The organism is Streptomyces sp. NPDC031445, from assembly GCF_055581365.1.
This window is the reverse complement of sequence record NZ_JBVIJO010000013.1, coordinates 164,888-180,126: the sequence shown is the minus strand read 5'-3', so window position 1 is coordinate 180,126 and position 15,239 is coordinate 164,888. Positions and strand designations below refer to the sequence as shown.

Below are 15,239 nucleotides of genomic sequence, written 5' to 3'. Positions count from 1 at the left end.
CTTGCCCGGGAAGTCCGGGACGTGGGCCCGCGGGGGCGTCCCCGTGCCGGGCTCGGGGAGGCGTCGGGCCGTTCGGGAGGGGTTGGGTACGACACTGAGCGACCGTCCGTGCGACGCTGAGCGACGGCCCGGGAGCGCGCGCTGACTTGGGCGCTGCCTCCAGGTACTCTCAACGCGATATGAGCACCGAGAACCTTCCCCAGAGCCCTGAGCAGCCGTCGCGCAAGCCGCGCGTGGCCGTCGTGTTCGGTGGGCGCAGTTCCGAACACGGGATCTCCGTGGTCACCGCCGGCGCCGTCCTCAAGGCCATCGACCGGACGAAGTACGACGTCCTGCCGATCGGCATCACCACGGACGGCCGCTGGGCGCTGACGGCCGACGAGCCGGAGCGGATGGCCATCACCGACCGCCGCACCCCCAGCGTGGCCGAGCTGGCGGAATCGCACGAGGGCGGCGTGGTGCTCCCCGTCGACCCGTCGAACCGCGAGGTCGTCTACAGCGAGCCCGGCTCCGTGCCCAAGGCGCTCGGCGAGGTCGACGTGGTCTTCCCGGTGCTCCACGGCCCCTACGGCGAGGACGGCACGCTCCAGGGCCTGCTGGAGCTGTCCGGAGTGCCGTACGTCGGTTCCGGCGTGCTCGCCTCGGCCGTCGGCCAGGACAAGGAGTACATGAAGCGGATCTTCACCTCCTACGGGCTCAAGGTCGGCCCGTACCTGGTGATCCGCCCCCGCGAGTGGGCCCAGGACGAGTCCGCCGCCCGCAAGCGGATCGTCGACTTCGCCGGCGAGCACGGCTGGCCGCTGTTCGTGAAGCCCGCGCGCGCGGGCTCGTCCATCGGCATCACCAAGGTCGACGACCTGTCCGGCCTGGACGAGGCGATCGCCGAGGCGCAGTCCCACGACCCGAAGATCCTGGTCGAGGCGGCCGTACGCGGCCGTGAGATCGAGTGCGGCGTCCTGGAGTTCGAGGACGGCCCGCGCGCCTCCGTCCCGGCCGAGATCCCGCCGCCGGACGCGCACGCGTACTACGACTTCGAGGCCAAGTACATCGACTCCACGCCCGGCATCGTCCCGGCCCCGCTCAGCGGGGAGCAGACCGACGAGGTGCGCGCGCTCGCCGTCGAGGCGTTCGAGGCGGCCTCCTGCGAGGGCCTGGTCCGCGCGGACTTCTTCCTCACCGAGGACGGCGAGTTCGTGATCAACGAGATCAACACCATGCCCGGCTTCACGCCGATCTCGATGTACCCGCAGATGTGGCAGGCGAGCGGGATCAGCTACCCCGAGCTGGTGGACCGCCTGGTGCAGGCGGCGCTGCGCCGCTCGACGGGGCTGCGCTGACCCCCTCGGCCCTCAGCCGCGCATGGAGGCGATCCCCTTCGGGATCGCCTTCTTCACGGCCGGCGCCAGGTCCGTCATCACCTGGGCGCTGTCGTCCGGCCCGGACAGCTTCTTCGGCAGGGTCACCTGCACATACGCCCGGCGGTTGGACGTGGTGAACCGCCAGGTGCCGTCGCCCTGCTTCTCCATCAGCCACTCGACGCCGTTCACCCCGCCGGCGATCGCGTTCGGGTCCTCGCCCAGGGCCACCTTGGCATCGACCATCTTCGGCGGCCGGACGATGCCGCAGCGCAGTATGATCGCCGGGCTTCCCCAGCCCGCCGTGTAGGCGGACCGGGGCTCGGGGTCGGCGCGCGGCTGCCCGTCCACCTTCCGCGGCAGGACCTTGTCCAGGTCCCGGCAGAGCGGGGCGGTCCGCGCGTCAGGGGTGGGAACCGCCACGGTGCCGCTGTCGTCTGCCGTGGAACAGCCCGCGACCGCGACGAGCAGGGCCGGCGCGAGCAGGGCGAGGGGCCGGTGACGGAAGATGTTCACCGGCCAAGCGTAGACGGGGGCTACAGATGCACCACCGGACAGGTCAGGGTGCGCGTGATGCCGTCCACTTGCTGGACCTTCGCGACCACCATGCGGCCGAGCTCGTCGACCGTCTCGGCCTGGGCCCGCACGATGACGTCGTACGGCCCGGTCACGTCCTCGGCCTGGAGCACTCCGGGAATCTTGCTGATCGTCTCGGCGACGGTCGACGCCTTGCCGACCTCCGTCTGGATCAGGATGTACGCCTGTACCACGGAACCTCCAGGGCGGCCACGAGGATCATGTGGGGAAAAGGAACGCCACGGTATCGCGTCGCCGCTCCCCGAGGGGAGACCTGCGGGAACCGGGCTTGCGCGCCAGGGTGCAGGCACGACGGAAGTTGACGGTCACCTCGACCGTATCGGGGACACTGGTGACGCGCGACCGGGCGTGGCAAGGCACAGAAGGGGCTTGAGGCAATGAAGGGCACAGTGGGTGAGCTAGGTGAGTTCGGGCTCATCCGGGAGCTGACCTCCCGTCTCACCACCACCCCGGCGGTCCGGGTCGGCCCCGGCGACGACGCCGCGGTGGTCGCCGCGCCCGACCGACGGGTGGTGGCGAGCACCGACATCCTGCTGGAGGGCCGGCACTTCCGCCGCGACTGGTCCACGGCCTACGACGTCGGCCGCAAGGCCGCCGCGCAGAACCTCGCGGACATCGCCGCCATGGGCGCCGTGCCGACCGCGCTCCTGCTCGGCCTGGTCGTCCCCGCGGAACTGCCGGTCACCTGGCCGACCGAGCTGATGGACGGCCTGCGCGACGAGTGCCAGGTCGCCGGCGCCTCCGTGGTCGGCGGGGATGTCGTACGCGGCGACACGATCATGGTGTCGATCACCGCGCTCGGCGATCTGCGCAACCACGAACCCGTCACGCGCGCGGGTGCCCAGCCCGGCGACCTCGTGGCCGTCACCGGCTGGCTGGGCTGGTCGGCGGCCGGGTACGCGGTGCTCGTCCGCGGTTTCCGCTCGCCCCGCGCCTTCGTCGAGGCCCACCGGCGCCCCGAGCCGCCGTACCACGCGGGCCCGGCCGCCGCCGCGCTCGGCGCCACCGCGATGTGCGACGTCAGCGACGGCCTGATCGCCGACCTCGGGCACATCGCCGAGGCCAGCAAGGTCCGCATCGACATCCGCTCCGGCGCGATCGACATCCCGACGCAGATGAACGACATCGGGCAGGCCGTCGGCGTCGACCCGCTCCAGTGGGTGCTGACCGGGGGAGAGGACCACGCGATCGTGGCGACCTTCCCGCCGGACGCCAAGCTCCCGGCCCGCTGGAAGGTCATCGGCGAGGTCCTCAACCCCTCCGCGCTGCCCCAGGTGACCGTCGACGGGGCGCCCTGGACCAGCAAGGGCGGCTGGGACCACTTCGGGGACATCGAGTCGTGATCCCCCGGGTGCTCACGGTGGCCGGCTCGGACTCCGGCGGCGGCGCCGGCATCCAGGCCGACCTGAAGACGATGCTCGCGCTCGGCGTGCACGGCATGAGCGTGCTCACCGCGGTGACCGCGCAGAACTCGGTGGGGGTGCAGGGCGCCTGGGAACTGCCCGTGGAGGCGGTCCGGGCCCAGTACCGCAGCGTCGTGGACGACATCGGCGTCCAGGCCGTGAAGACCGGCATGCTGGCCTCCGCCGAACTGGTCGAGGCGGTCGCCGAGTTGATCACCGGCACGGACGCACCGGCCGTGGTCGACCCGGTCGGCGTCTCCAAGCACGGCGACCCGCTGCTGGCCGCCTCCGCGCTGGACTCCGTACGGACGAGGCTGTTGCCGGCGGCGACCGTGGCCACCCCGAACCTGGACGAGGTGGCCCAACTGACCGGCGTCCGCGTCGCGTCGGAGGACGATCTGCGACGGGCCGCCGCGGCCGTGCTGGAGTTCGGGCCGCGCTGGGTGCTGATCAAGGGCGGACACCTGGCGGGCGACGCCGTGGACCTGCTCACCGACGGCTCCGAGGTCCACCTGCTGCGGGCGCCTCGCCACGACAACCGGCACACCCACGGCACCGGCTGCACCCTCGCCTCCGCCATCGCCTGCGGCCTGGCCAGGGGCCGGTCCGTACCGGAGGCGGTCGCGGCGGCCAAGGAGTACGTCACCGGGGCCATCGCCGCCGGGTTCGCGCTCGGCGCGGGGATCGGGCCCGTGGACCACGGGTGGGCGCTGCGGCGGGACGCCCGCTGAGGGCTCAGGCGGGGCAGGCCGGCGGCTCGACGGCGGTTCGAAGGCGGGCCGGAGCTGGTGCCCGAGCTGCGGGCGCTGCTTCGCTCACGTCCGCTGGACGAACGGCTGCACGGGCAGCTGATGCGGGCCCTGCCCGCGACCGGGCGGTCCGCCGAGGCGCTGGCGCCGGCTTCAGGCGCGCGAGGCGGCGCACGTCGGCCGCGTCCGGGGCGACGGCGAGGGCGTGGCCGGGGGATCTGGGACTGGTGCGCGCCGAGGGCCCCGGGGGCACGGCAAAAAGCCGGCCCACCCGGAGGTGGACCGGCTCAGTGCAGCGAACCAGACAGTGGCCGCGCGCGGATGGGGGTCCCCCCGCTCGAACGAATCGAGAGTGGGGGAGGTTGCGTCAGCGCGAGACCTTGCCGGCCTTGATGCACGAGGTGCAAGCGTTCACGCGCTTCGGCGTCCCGCCCACCACGGTACGCACACGCTGGATGTTCGGGTTCCAGCGGCGGGACGTACGGCGGTGCGAGTGCGAGATGTTGTTGCCGAAGCCCGGCCCCTTGCCGCAGACGTCGCAGTTGGCAGCCACGGGTCACTCCAAAGACTTCAGATGCACTTACGGTTGATCCCGGCATGCCGGGATCGAGATCCTATGGAACCTGAATCTTGAGTGGCGCTGCCAGGGGAATGGCCCGATCGGATCGGGCAACCGGAGCAGCATACAACGGCTGCGTCCGTACAACGAAACTACCACGGCAGCGCGGGCCCCCGGCCCGGCCCTCTTCCGGAGGGAACCGGTCCGGGGTCTACGCTGCGTCCCACGTCGAGCCAGCTCAAGGAGGCGCAGGTGACGCAGGTGCCGCAGACGTTCCTCGATGCTCTCGCGGTGCGCACCTGGTGCGGTCTGGCGCTGCGGGCCCTGGGCAGGGCCCGCGAGGAGATCGACGCGATCAACGTGTATCCGGTGGCGGACGGCGACACCGGGACCAACCTGTACCTGACCGTGGAGTCGGCGGCGACGGCCGTCGAGGCGGTGTTCGCCGGGTACGAGACCGGCTCGGGGGAGCCCGCGCTGGCGGACGCCGTCCGGGCCATGGCGCACGGCGCGCTGATCGGGGCGCGGGGCAACTCGGGGACGATCCTCGCGCAGCTGCTGCGCGGGATGGCGCAGGTGCTCGCGGACGACGGTGACGCCTCTCACATCGACGGCCAGGGACTGCGGCTGGCCCTGCGCCGGGCCGCCGACTCCGCCCGGCAGGCCGTGGCCCGACCCGTCGAGGGCACGGTGCTCACGGTCGCCTCGGCCGCCGCCGACGCCGCCGAGGGAGCCGACGGCGACTGCCGGACGGTCGCGCGGGCCGCCTACGAGGGAGCGCGGACGGCCCTCGCGGCGACCCCGGCCCAGCTGGCCGTGCTGGAGCGGGCCGGTGTGGTCGACGCGGGCGGCCGGGGGCTGGTGGCGGTGCTGGGGGCGCTGGTCGAGGCGTTCACGGGGGAGGCGGTACGGGAGCCGGTGCGCGAGCTTCCGGTGCGTGACGTCCCGGCCCGCGAGCTTCCGGCCCGCGAGTCCCTGCTGCGGGAGATCCCGCAGCCCCAGGGAACCGTGCCGGTACCTGTGCCCGTACCCGTGTCCGTACCCGTGTCCGCTGCCGACGGCGACGCACCCGCGCACGCGCGCGTGGCGGCCCCCGAGCGGTGCGCCGACGCCGCCGCACCCGGCGGACCGGCCTTCGAGGTGATCTATCTCCTGGAAGCCGACGACGCGGCCGTGGCGCGCTTGCGCGCGCGGCTCGACGCCCTCGGGGACTCCCTGGTCGTGGTCGGCGGCGACGGGCTGTGGAACGTCCATGTGCACGTCGACGACGCCGGTGCCGCCGTGGAAGCCGGGGTGGAGGCCGGGCGGCCGTACCGGATCCGGATCACCCACTTCGGGCTCGGCGACATGCGCACCGGCCGCGAGCGCCCGCCGCGCGAGCGGGCCCAGCGGGCGGTCGTCGCCGTCGTACCCGGCGAGGGGCTGGCCGCGCTGTACGCCGAGTCGGGCGCGACGACCGTCCTCGCCCGCCCCGGCGAGCCGCCCGCCAGCGGAGAGCTGGTGCAGGCGGTGCGGCGGGCCCACGCGCGGGAGGTCGTGCTGCTGCCCAACGACGCCGACCTGCGCCACACGGCCGCCGCCGCGGCCGAACAGGCCCGCACCGAGGGCATCCGCGTGGCCCTCATCCCGACCCGCTCGGCGGTCCAGGGCATCGCCGCGCTCGCGGTGCACGAGCCGGGGCGCCGGTTCGACGAGGACGTCGTCCAGATGACCTCGGCGGCGGGCGCCACCCGGTACGCCGAGGTCGTCGTCGCCGAGCGCCAGTCCTGGACGACGGCCGGCGTCTGCCAGGCCGGGGACGTGCTCGGTCTGATCGACGGCGACGTCGCGGTGATCGGCACGGACGTCACCGCCACCGCCCGCACCGTCCTCGACCGCATGCTCCAGGCCGGCGGCGAACTGGTCACGCTCGTCGTCGGCGACGAGGCGCCCGAGAACGCCGCCGCCCGACTGGAGGCACGCGTACGGGAGTCCTACCTGGCCGTGGACACGGTGGTGTACCGGGGCGGCCGGCAGGGGGCCCTGCTGCTGATCGGCGTGGAGTGACGGCGGGAACGGCTCGGCCCCCGGCTCAGCCCCGTTCGGCGTCCTCCCCTTCCAGCTCGACTGCCGTCTCCAGCAACTCGGCCGCCTCCTCCCGCCGGGCCCGGGCCGTGTCGTCCCCGCCGGCCGCGCCCTCGTAGACCGCGAGCACCCCCCGCGCGCGTGCCGCCGCCCGCGCCGGACGGCCGAGGGCCGCCTCCAGCCGGCCCGCGGCCAGTTCCGCGCCGGTACGGTCGTGCAGTCCGGCCGCGCCGAGCGTCGCGAACACCGCCACGGCCCGGGTCATCTGCTCCAGCGCCGCCTCGAACGCGTCCCCGGCCGCCGGTCCCCCGGCCTCCTGGGCTTCCCCGGCTGCCGAACGGGCCAGCAGCTCCGCGAACTGCCGGTACGTGCCGCCCAGTTCGGTGGCCAGCTCCGCCCGGTCCGCCGCCTCCTCGGCCGCCGCCAGCGCGGTCTCGCACTCCCGTACCGCTTCGCCCATCAGCGCGCGGGCGTCCGCGGGCCCCGGCCCGCCGTCGAGGGCGAGCCAGGCGCGGGCGCGCAGCGAGCGGACCAGGAACGGGGTGCTGCCGAGCGCGCGCCACAGGTCACCCGCGCGCGCGTACGCGCGGTCGGCCTCCGCCGCCAGCCCGGCGTTGCCCAGTGACTCGGCGGCGAGGTGGGCGAGCGTGGCGTGGTCCTGCTGCTCGGGCCAGTGCCGGGCGAGGTCGGCGGCCTTGAGCCGCTGTTCGGCCGCGGCCCGGTGCTCGCCCAGCTCGCCCAGGCAGTCCCCGAGCCACCAGCGGGCCTGGACGACCGTCCCGTCGCCGTGGGTGTCGGCGCTGAGGTCGGCCAGCGCGGACTCCAGCACCTCGGCGGCCTCCGCGTACCGGCCCCGGCGCAGCAGGAAACCGCCGAGCTGCTGCCGTGCCCAGGCCCCCAGGGTGCCGCTCTCACCGGCCTCGTCGGCCCAGTGCGCGGCTTCCAGCGCGTGCTCGGCCGCCTCACCGGGCGCGTCCCGGCCACCGAGCACCTCGGCGAGCTGAAGGTGCAACTGGGCCCGGCCGACCGGCTCCACGTACGGCGCGCCGTGCTCCAGGGCCGCCCGCAGCGCCCGCTCGGCCCCGGCCGGGTCACCGGTCTGGTGGGCCAGGGCGGCGACCTGCACCTGGTACTCCACCGCGAACCAGGCGAGCCCGGCGGCCACGTACGCGTCGGCGGCCCGCCGGAACGACTCCGCCGCCCGCCCGGCGTCGCCGGTCACCCCGGCCAGCTCGCCGAGCATGGCCCACGCCTCCGCGCCCCGCGCCGCCAGCCGCACGTCGTCGCCACCACGCCCGTCGACGAGCGCCAGCACCTCCCGCACGGCGGCCTCGGCCTCAGCGATGCCGTCTCCCCGGGGCTCGTCCCCTGCCTGCCCGGCCTCCCGGGAACCCGCCCCCGCGGACTCCTCGAACCCCTGATCCCCGCTGACCCCGGCGCCCGCGCCCGCCGCCTCGTGCACCCGGCGCATCAGTACCCGGGCCCGGCTCATCGCCACCGACGCCGTCTGGCGTACTCCGGTGGCCTCGTCGGCGTACAGGGCGAGCACCTCGTCGTACAGGGACGTGACCGTGCTGAGCGCCGCGTCCAGCTCGCCCGTCAGGGCGCGGATATGGGCCCCGCGCGCGCGGGCCGCCAGGGCCTCGCCGGGGTCGCCCGCCTCCGCGTACAGGGCCGCGGCTCGCTCGAACAGCCCGATCCCCTCCGGCCCCCGGGCCATCGCCTCGTGGTCGGCGATCTCCGCGCGGTCGCGTGCCGTCAGGGCGGCGCCGTCCCGCGCGGCCCGTGCGACCGCCGCCCATGCATCGAGGGCCTGCGGCCGCAGGGTGTCCGACAGGCGCCGCGCCTCGGCGAGCAGGGCGGGCAGGTCCGGTTCGGCGGGGGCCGCCGGCGCCGAGGGGGCGACCGCGGGCGAAGGCGCCGGCGCGGTACGCACCGTACGCACGCCCAGCGGGAGGCGGTCCGCCAGCGGGCGCTGGGCCATCCGCGCGCGGACGCGGTCGCCGACGGCGGACGTGCCGTTGCGCCGGTCGAACCGCTCGGCGAGCTCCGTCGCCTCCGCGCGCGCGTGCGCGGCGAGCTCCCGCGCGGTCCAGCTCCGCCCGGCCGGCCCCGGCACCCGCTGCCCGCCGTGCCCCAGCTCGGTCAGCCGGTCCATCAGCAGCGTCACCACGGCCAGGAAGTCCAGCCGGCTGCGCGGCTGCCCGGTGTCCGTGAAGTACGCCGGCCGCTCCGCCAGCAGCTCCAGACCGCGCGCCTCGTTCCCGGTCAGCGCGCAGAACTCCACGTGGTCGGCGTACGCGCCCCGCATGCTCTCCATGGACCGCACCAGCCGGAAGCCCCGCAGGTGGTGCGCGCGGGCCTCCTCGACGCGCCCCAGCCGCAGCAGCGGGGCCAGCGAGGAGGCGAGCACGTTGTGCGGCTCGTGGGCGCACGCGAACTCGCCCTCCAGCACCGGCCGCCACAGTTCGAGCGCCTCGGCGTCGCGCCCGCACCGCACCTGCCAGACGCCCTGCCCGTGCAGCTCGCAGGCGTGACAGTCGGCCATCCGGTCCCGGTCGGCGGCCAGCCACGCCGCGTACGCCCGCTCCGCGCGCGCGAGGTCCCCGATGTGCGCGGCCACGCTGAACTCGGCGCTGCGCACGGCCCGTTCGGAGTGCCCGGCGAGCCGGTAGCGGTGCTCCATCTCGCCGAGCCACTTCTCCACCGACGCGAGCGGGATGTGCGGCTGGTCCAGCATGCCCGCCGACATCCACTTGAAGACCCAGTACAGCGAGTGCGTCTCGTACGCGTCGAAGTCCTCGGGCCGCTCGTCCCACATGCGCAGCAGCCGCGCGAACGGGACGAACATCTTGTCCTTCTCGGAGCTGTAGTTGTAGACCTTCAGCTGGTGCCCGAGCGCCTCGATCACGGCGAGCGGGACGTCCAGCTTCTCGGCCTCGGCGAGCAGCTGCTCCGCGCGCGCGTTGCGGGCCGGGCCCTCCGGCTGCTCGGAGTTCTCCGCCAGTGCCCGGCGCAGCGCGTCGAAGTCGGTGATCCCGCTCATCGTCCGTCCCCCTCCCCGTGGGTCGCCCATTCGAGCAGCCCGATGAACGCCCGGTTGAGCAGCGCCGAGTCGGCCGGCCTGAGCGGGCGCTGCGCCATCAGCAGGGCCTGCCCGTACAGCGACTCGGTCGCGGTGCCGATCAGCTCCGGGTCGCCGAGCGAACCGATCCGCCGGACCAGCGGGTTGAGGTGGTTGAGCACCAGACGCGCGCGCGGGGCGCTGCCGCGCAGCGAGCCCAGGATGCCCGCCCACAGGTCGTCGGCCTGCTCCTCGGCCGCCGCGCGGGCCTGCTCGTGCCGGGCGGCCCGGTCGTCCAGGTGCAGCGCGGGCACGGTCAGCGGGTGGAAGGCCCGCAGGACGACGTCACAGCCCAGCGGGTCGAGCCGGTCCCGCGCGGCGGCCAGGAACCCGGACAGCGCCAGCTCCTCGGCCGGGTCCACCGCGTCCAGGTGCGCGGTCACGGTGTCCGCGTCCAGCTCGGCGACCACCGTCCCCGGCCGCACCCGCGGCAGCGCCTCGACCAGCTCGCTGTCGTACGTGTAACCGCCGTTGACCACGCCGACGCCCTGGGCGGCCGCGATCGGCGCGACCTGCCGGTACTCCTCGACCGTCCGCGTGAAGTGCACCACCGGGTGCCGCCGTGCGAACTCCTCCAGAGAGAGCTGCCCGTCGGTCGTCTCGAACGGCAGCCACGGCAGCATCGTGCGCAGCATGCCGGCGTCGTGCCGGGCGAGGGACTTCACGCCCAGGTGGTGCACGGCGAGGAAGGCCGCGAGGCGCTCGGGATCGCCGGCGGCGAGCCCGGTCAGCCAGGACCGGATCCGCGTCCCGAGCGCGTCGCGCACGGCGGCCAGCGTCTCGTCCTCGTACAGCGACTCGCGCGAGGCGGTCGGCCGCAGGCTGTCGGTGTCCAGGACGCAGCGCACGAAGAACGCCCAGTCCGGCAGCAGCTGTTCGGCCCGCTCGGTGAGCAGCATGCCCTTCAGGTGCACGCGGTGGGTCGCCCGCTGGGCCGGGCTGACCGCCGACGGCAGCACGTACGCCACCCCGCGGACCCCGGCCACCGGCACGTCCAGGTCGATGGAGTCCAGCGGCGTGAACCCGAACAGCTCACGGCAGTGCCGGGCCAGCGCCACCCGGCGGCCGGCCGGACCGGGATGGACGCGGTCCCAGGGCGCGGGCAGCTCGGTGACGGGCTCGTCGCCGACCCGGACGTCGTACGGCAGCAGGGAGCCGAAGTCCCGGGCCAGGTCGCGGACCCGCTCCGGGGCCAGCCACTCGGCCGCACCGGCCCGCGCGGTCAGGTACACGGTCGTGCCCGGCTCGGGCCGCTCGGCGTCGGGCAGCGTGCGCACGGTGTACGAGCCGTCGTCCCGGGCGGTCCACTCCACCGGCGGGGCCCCGGGCGTCCGGGCGCTGCGGCTGACGACCCGGATCCGCTCGGCGACCACGAAACAGGCCAGCAGCCCGATGCCGAACTGCCCGAGGAAGTCCGACCGGGCCTCCTCCAGGCCCTCGGCCCGCTTGGAGCTGCGCCCGATGGTCGCCAGCAGGCCGTGCACGTCCGGTTCGGTGAGCCCGACGCCGGTGTCCTCCACCCGCAGCCCGCCGTCCGCCGCGTACAGCCGGATCCGCGCCGGGGCGTCCGGGTCGGCGGCCCGGCGGGCGGTGACGGCGTCCACGGCGTTCTGCAGCAGCTCGCGCAGATAGACCTTGGGGCTGGAGTAGAGGTGATGGGAGAGCAGGTCCACCAGACCACGCAGGTCGACCTGGAAGCTGTGAGGTGGATGGGGCGACTGGGAGGGCTGGGATGCCTGAGAGGTCTGGGAGTCCATCGTCACTGCGCCGGAGGGGGCGTGCGTGCGGCGCGGGGTCGGGCGGTCCCGGCGGGGCGGTGACCGCGAAGGATGGCCGGAGCGCGCCATCCTAGAGCCGGAGCAGCCCGCCTGACCAGGAGTTTCCCTGATGTTTACGGCATCCGGCCGCCAATCCGCGGGGCAGGGTGTACGGCATTGTCAGTGGCGTGGTGTGCAATGGATCTCGTGCCCGCACTGCAAGAACCGCTCAAGAAGGTGCTCGGCCCCGCCACCGCGAAGGTGATGGCCGAGCACCTCGGCCTGCACACCGTCGGCGACCTGCTCCACCACTATCCGCGCAGATACGAGGAGCGCGGCCAGCTCACGCACCTCGCCGACCTCCCCATGGACGAGCACGTCACGGTGGTCGCCCAGGTCGCCGACGCCCGCCTGCACACCTTCGCCTCGGCCAAGGCCCCCCGCGGCAAGGGCCAGCGCCTGGAGGTCACCATCACCGACGGCAGCGGCCGGCTCCAGCTCGTCTTCTTCGGCAACGGCGTGCACAAGCCCCACAAGGAGCTGCTGCCGGGCACCCGCGCGATGTTCGCCGGCAAGGTCTCCGTCTTCAACCGCCGCCTCCAACTGGCCCACCCCGCCTACGAACTGCTGCGAGGCGACGGCGAGGAGACCGTCGAGACCTGGGCGGGCGCCCTGATCCCCCTCTACCCGGCCACCGCCAAACTGGAGTCCTGGAAGATCGGCAAGGCCGTGCAGACGGTCCTGCCGAGCGCGCAGGAAGCCCTCGACCCGCTGCCCGGCAGCCTGCGCGAGGGCCGCGGCCTGCTCCCGCTCCCCGAGGCCCTGCTCAAGATCCACCGCCCGCACACCAAGGCCGACGTCGCCGACGCCCGCGCCCGCCTGAAGTGGGACGAGGCCTTCGTCCTCCAGGTCGCCCTGGCCCGCCGCCGGCACGCCGAGACCCAGCTCCCCGCCGTCCCCCGCGTCCCCGGCCCCCACGGCATCCTCGCGGCCTTCGACGACCGCCTCCCCTTCACCCTCACCGAGGGCCAGCGCAAGGTCACCCAGGAGATCTTCGCCGACCTCGCCACCGCCCACCCGATGCACCGCCTGCTCCAGGGCGAGGTCGGATCCGGGAAGACGCTGGTAGCCCTGCGCGCCATGCTCGCCGTGGTCGACGCCGGGGGCCAGGCGGCCATGCTCGCGCCCACCGAGGTCCTCGCCCAGCAGCACCACCGCTCGGTCACCGAGATGATGGGCGAACTCGCCGAGGGAGGCATGCTGGGCGGCGCCGAGCACGCCACCAAGGTCGTCCTGCTCACCGGCTCCATGGGCACGGCCGCCCGCCGCCAGGCCCTGCTGGACCTGGCCACCGGCGAGGCCGGGATCGTCATCGGCACCCACGCCCTGATCGAGGACAAAGTCCAGTTCCACGACCTCGGCCTGGTCGTGGTCGACGAACAGCACCGCTTCGGCGTGGAACAGCGCGACGCGCTGCGCGGCAAGGCGCACTCCCAGGGGGAGAGGCGGTCCCCGCACCTCCTCGTCATGACCGCCACCCCCATCCCGCGCACGGTCGCCATGACGGTCTTCGGCGACCTGGAGACCTCCGTTCTCGACCAGCTCCCGGCCGGCCGCTCCCCGATCGCCAGCCATGTCGTCCCGGCCGCCGACAAGCCCCACTTCCTGGCCCGTGCCTGGGAACGGGTCCGCGAGGAGGTCGCGAGCGGCCACCAGGCGTACGTGGTCTGCCCGCGGATCGGGGACGAGGAGGACGACCCCGGGAAGTCCGGCAAGAAGAAGCCCCCGCAGGACGAGGCGGAGAAACGCCCCCCGCTGGCCGTGCTCGACGTCGCCGACCAGCTCGCCCGCGGCCCCCTGACGGGCCTGAAGGTGGAGGTGCTGCACGGCCGGATGCACCCCGACGACAAGGACGCCGTGATGCGCCGCTTCGCCGCGGGGGAGACGGACGTCCTGGTCGCCACCACCGTCATCGAGGTCGGCGTCAACGTCCCCAACGCCACGGCCATGGTCATCATGGACGCCGACCGCTTCGGCGTCTCCCAGCTCCACCAGCTGCGCGGCCGGGTCGGCCGTGGCTCCGCCCCCGGCCTGTGCCTCCTGGTCACCGAGATGCCCGAGGCCAGCCCGGCCCGCCAGCGCCTGGGCGCCGTCGCCTCCACCCTCGACGGCTTCGAACTCTCCCGCATCGACCTCGAACAGCGCCGCGAGGGCGACGTCCTCGGCCAGGCCCAGTCCGGCGCCCGCTCCAGCCTGCGGGTCCTGGCGGTCATCGAGGACGAGGAGGTCATCGCCGAGGCGAGGCAGGAGGCGGCGGCGGTGGTCGCGGCCGACCCGGAGCTACAGCACCTGCCCGGCCTGCGCGCAGCGCTGGACGCCCTCCTGGACGAGGAGAGGGAGCAGTACCTGGAGAAGGGCTGAGGTGCGGCGTCCCCGCCGCCTGCCAGACTGAATCCGTAATCACACCCCGAACAAGGACCGAAGATGACTCGCGTGATCGCCGGCCGGGCAGGCGGACGGCGCCTCTCCGTACCGCCCGGCACCGGAACCCGGCCGACCTCCGACCGCGCACGCGAGGGCCTCTTCTCCACCTGGCAGTCCCTCCTCGGCGGCCCCCTGGACGGTGAACGGGTCCTGGACCTCTACGCCGGCTCGGGCGCCGTGGGCCTGGAGGCCCTGTCCCGCGGCGCGCGTCACGTCCTGCTGGTCGAGGCGGACACCCGGGCCGCGCGGACCGTCCGGGAGAACGTGAGAAACCTGGGCCTGCCCGGTGCCGAGGTCAGAACGGGCAAAGCGGAACAGGTCGTCAGGCAAGCCGTACCGGAAGAACCCTACGACCTCGTCTTCCTCGACCCCCCGTACGCCGTCACGGACGACGATCTTCGAGAGATCCTGCTCACACTCCGCTCGGAACGCTGGCTCGCCGAAGAAGCCCTCGTCACCGTGGAGCGCAGCACCAGAGGCGGCGCATTCCACTGGCCGGACGGCTTCGAGCCCCTTCGGTCCCGGCGCTACGGCGAGGGAACGTTTTGGTACGGTCGCGCCGCCTCTACGTGCGAAGACGCACGATGACCGGACCGGAGAGCGAGGGATCACAAGTGCGCCGCGCCGTCTGTCCCGGGTCGTTCGACCCGATCACCAACGGACATCTCGACATCATCGCCCGGGCCTCCCGTCTCTACGACGAGGTCTACGTCGCGGTGATGATCAACAAGTCCAAGAAGGGCCTGTTCGGGATCGAGGAGCGGATCGAGCTGATCCGCCAGGTCACCGCCGAGTACGCCAACGTCCGGGTGGAGGCGTTCCACGGCCTCCTCGTCGACTTCTGCAAGCAGCGCGACATCCCCGCCATCGTCAAGGGCCTGCGGGCCGTCAGCGACTTCGACTACGAACTGCAGATGGCGCAGATGAACAACGGCCTGACCGGCGTGGAGACGCTGTTCGTGCCCACCAACCCCACCTACAGCTTCCTCTCCTCCTCCCTCGTCAAGGAGGTCGCGGCCTGGGGCGGCGACGTCTCCCACCTGGTGCCGGCCGAGGTCCTGGAGGCGCTGAACAAGCGCCTCGCCAAGGGATGATGGGGCTACAGTCGTCCCGTCCGTCTCCAACCCGGCTGTAGAGAGTGGCGAGC

General features: G+C 74.0%; 12 protein-coding genes and 1 pseudogene. 8 read left to right on the top strand and 5 right to left on the bottom strand.

Features of this window, described 5'->3' with window-relative positions:
- Positions 1 to 179: 179 nt before the first annotated feature.
- On the top strand, positions 180 to 1,337 hold the full coding sequence (locus ACZ5DC_RS30290; RefSeq protein WP_468657936.1) for a D-alanine--D-alanine ligase family protein: 1,158 nt from the start codon (positions 180 to 182) through the stop codon (positions 1,335 to 1,337).
- Between the two features lie 12 nt (positions 1,338 to 1,349).
- Here the strand turns inward: ACZ5DC_RS30290 and ACZ5DC_RS30285 are convergent, their stop codons facing one another.
- Entirely contained in the window at positions 1,350 to 1,871 is a 522-nt protein-coding gene (locus ACZ5DC_RS30285; RefSeq protein WP_366751079.1) for a DUF3515 domain-containing protein, read from the bottom strand.
- Positions 1,872 to 1,891: 20 nt separating this feature from the next.
- The gene (locus tag ACZ5DC_RS30280) at positions 1,892 to 2,125 is read right to left on the bottom strand and encodes an Lrp/AsnC family transcriptional regulator (RefSeq protein ID WP_030649166.1); all 234 of its coding nucleotides are present in this window, start codon (positions 2,123 to 2,125) and stop codon (positions 1,892 to 1,894) included.
- Positions 2,126 to 2,329: 204 nt separating this feature from the next.
- Here ACZ5DC_RS30280 and ACZ5DC_RS30275 point away from each other — a divergent pair, with 204 nt between their 5' ends.
- The 3 genes and pseudogenes from ACZ5DC_RS30275 to ACZ5DC_RS30265 all read left to right on the top strand — a co-directional run.
- The gene (locus ACZ5DC_RS30275) at positions 2,330 to 3,295 is read left to right on the top strand and encodes a thiamine-phosphate kinase (RefSeq protein WP_468657933.1); all 966 of its coding nucleotides are present in this window, start codon (positions 2,330 to 2,332) and stop codon (positions 3,293 to 3,295) included.
- A complete protein-coding gene (gene thiD / locus ACZ5DC_RS30270; RefSeq protein ID WP_468657931.1) occupies positions 3,292 to 4,086 on the top strand; it encodes a bifunctional hydroxymethylpyrimidine kinase/phosphomethylpyrimidine kinase in 795 nt (264 codons plus the stop codon). Before ACZ5DC_RS30275 ends, thiD begins: the two co-directional genes overlap by 4 nt.
- Before the next feature lie 45 nt (positions 4,087 to 4,131).
- Positions 4,132 to 4,497, top strand: a pseudogene (locus tag ACZ5DC_RS30265) (BTAD domain-containing putative transcriptional regulator); the annotation flags it as partial.
- On the opposite strand, the gene rpmB reads toward ACZ5DC_RS30265, so the two are convergent.
- Complete coding sequence (gene rpmB, locus ACZ5DC_RS30260; protein WP_003993230.1) at positions 4,472 to 4,657, bottom strand: 50S ribosomal protein L28; 186 nt, start codon at positions 4,655 to 4,657, stop codon at positions 4,472 to 4,474. The pseudogene ACZ5DC_RS30265 and the gene rpmB sit on opposite strands and share 26 nt — an antisense overlap.
- 258 nt (positions 4,658 to 4,915) lie before the next feature.
- On the opposite strand from rpmB, the gene ACZ5DC_RS30255 reads away from it, so the two are divergent.
- Positions 4,916 to 6,709, top strand: coding sequence for a DAK2 domain-containing protein (locus ACZ5DC_RS30255; protein WP_468657929.1), 1,794 nt, complete (start codon positions 4,916 to 4,918; stop codon positions 6,707 to 6,709).
- A gap of 25 nt (positions 6,710 to 6,734) precedes the next feature.
- Here the strand turns inward: ACZ5DC_RS30255 and ACZ5DC_RS30250 are convergent, their stop codons facing one another.
- Together ACZ5DC_RS30250 and ACZ5DC_RS30245 are read right to left on the bottom strand one after the other, a co-directional pair.
- Complete coding sequence (locus ACZ5DC_RS30250; protein ID WP_468657927.1) at positions 6,735 to 9,773, bottom strand: tetratricopeptide repeat protein; 3,039 nt, start codon at positions 9,771 to 9,773, stop codon at positions 6,735 to 6,737.
- A complete protein-coding gene (locus ACZ5DC_RS30245; protein WP_468657925.1) occupies positions 9,770 to 11,608 on the bottom strand; it encodes an HSP90 family protein in 1,839 nt (612 codons plus the stop codon). Before ACZ5DC_RS30245 ends, ACZ5DC_RS30250 begins: the two co-directional genes overlap by 4 nt.
- A gap of 198 nt (positions 11,609 to 11,806) precedes the next feature.
- On the opposite strand from ACZ5DC_RS30245, the gene recG reads away from it, so the two are divergent.
- The 3 genes from recG to coaD all read left to right on the top strand — a co-directional run bounded on the left by recG (position 11,807) and on the right by coaD (position 15,186).
- Complete coding sequence (gene recG / locus ACZ5DC_RS30240; protein ID WP_468657923.1) at positions 11,807 to 14,029, top strand: ATP-dependent DNA helicase RecG; 2,223 nt, start codon at positions 11,807 to 11,809, stop codon at positions 14,027 to 14,029.
- 63 nt (positions 14,030 to 14,092) lie between these two features.
- Entirely contained in the window at positions 14,093 to 14,680 is a 588-nt protein-coding gene (gene rsmD / locus ACZ5DC_RS30235) for a 16S rRNA (guanine(966)-N(2))-methyltransferase RsmD (RefSeq protein ID WP_468657921.1), read from the top strand.
- A gap of 26 nt (positions 14,681 to 14,706) precedes the next feature.
- Positions 14,707 to 15,186 (top strand): pantetheine-phosphate adenylyltransferase, encoded by a 480-nt coding sequence (gene coaD, locus ACZ5DC_RS30230; RefSeq protein ID WP_366751087.1) that lies wholly within the window; start codon positions 14,707 to 14,709, stop codon positions 15,184 to 15,186.
- Positions 15,187 to 15,239 lie beyond the last annotated feature (53 nt).

Coding starts and splice junctions, on each gene's coding strand:
- ACZ5DC_RS30290 (WP_468657936.1), top strand. CDS start 180: ATGAGCACCGAGAACCTTCCCCAGAGCCCTGAGCAGCCGTCGCGCAAG.
- ACZ5DC_RS30275 (WP_468657933.1), top strand. CDS start 2,330: ATGAAGGGCACAGTGGGTGAGCTAGGTGAGTTCGGGCTCATCCGGGAG.
- ACZ5DC_RS30250 (WP_468657927.1), bottom strand. CDS start 9,773: ATGAGCGGGATCACCGACTTCGACGCGCTGCGCCGGGCACTGGCGGAG.
- ACZ5DC_RS30245 (WP_468657925.1), bottom strand. CDS start 11,608: ATGGACTCCCAGACCTCTCAGGCATCCCAGCCCTCCCAGTCGCCCCAT.
- recG (WP_468657923.1), top strand. CDS start 11,807: ATGGATCTCGTGCCCGCACTGCAAGAACCGCTCAAGAAGGTGCTCGGC.
- rsmD (WP_468657921.1), top strand. CDS start 14,093: ATGACTCGCGTGATCGCCGGCCGGGCAGGCGGACGGCGCCTCTCCGTA.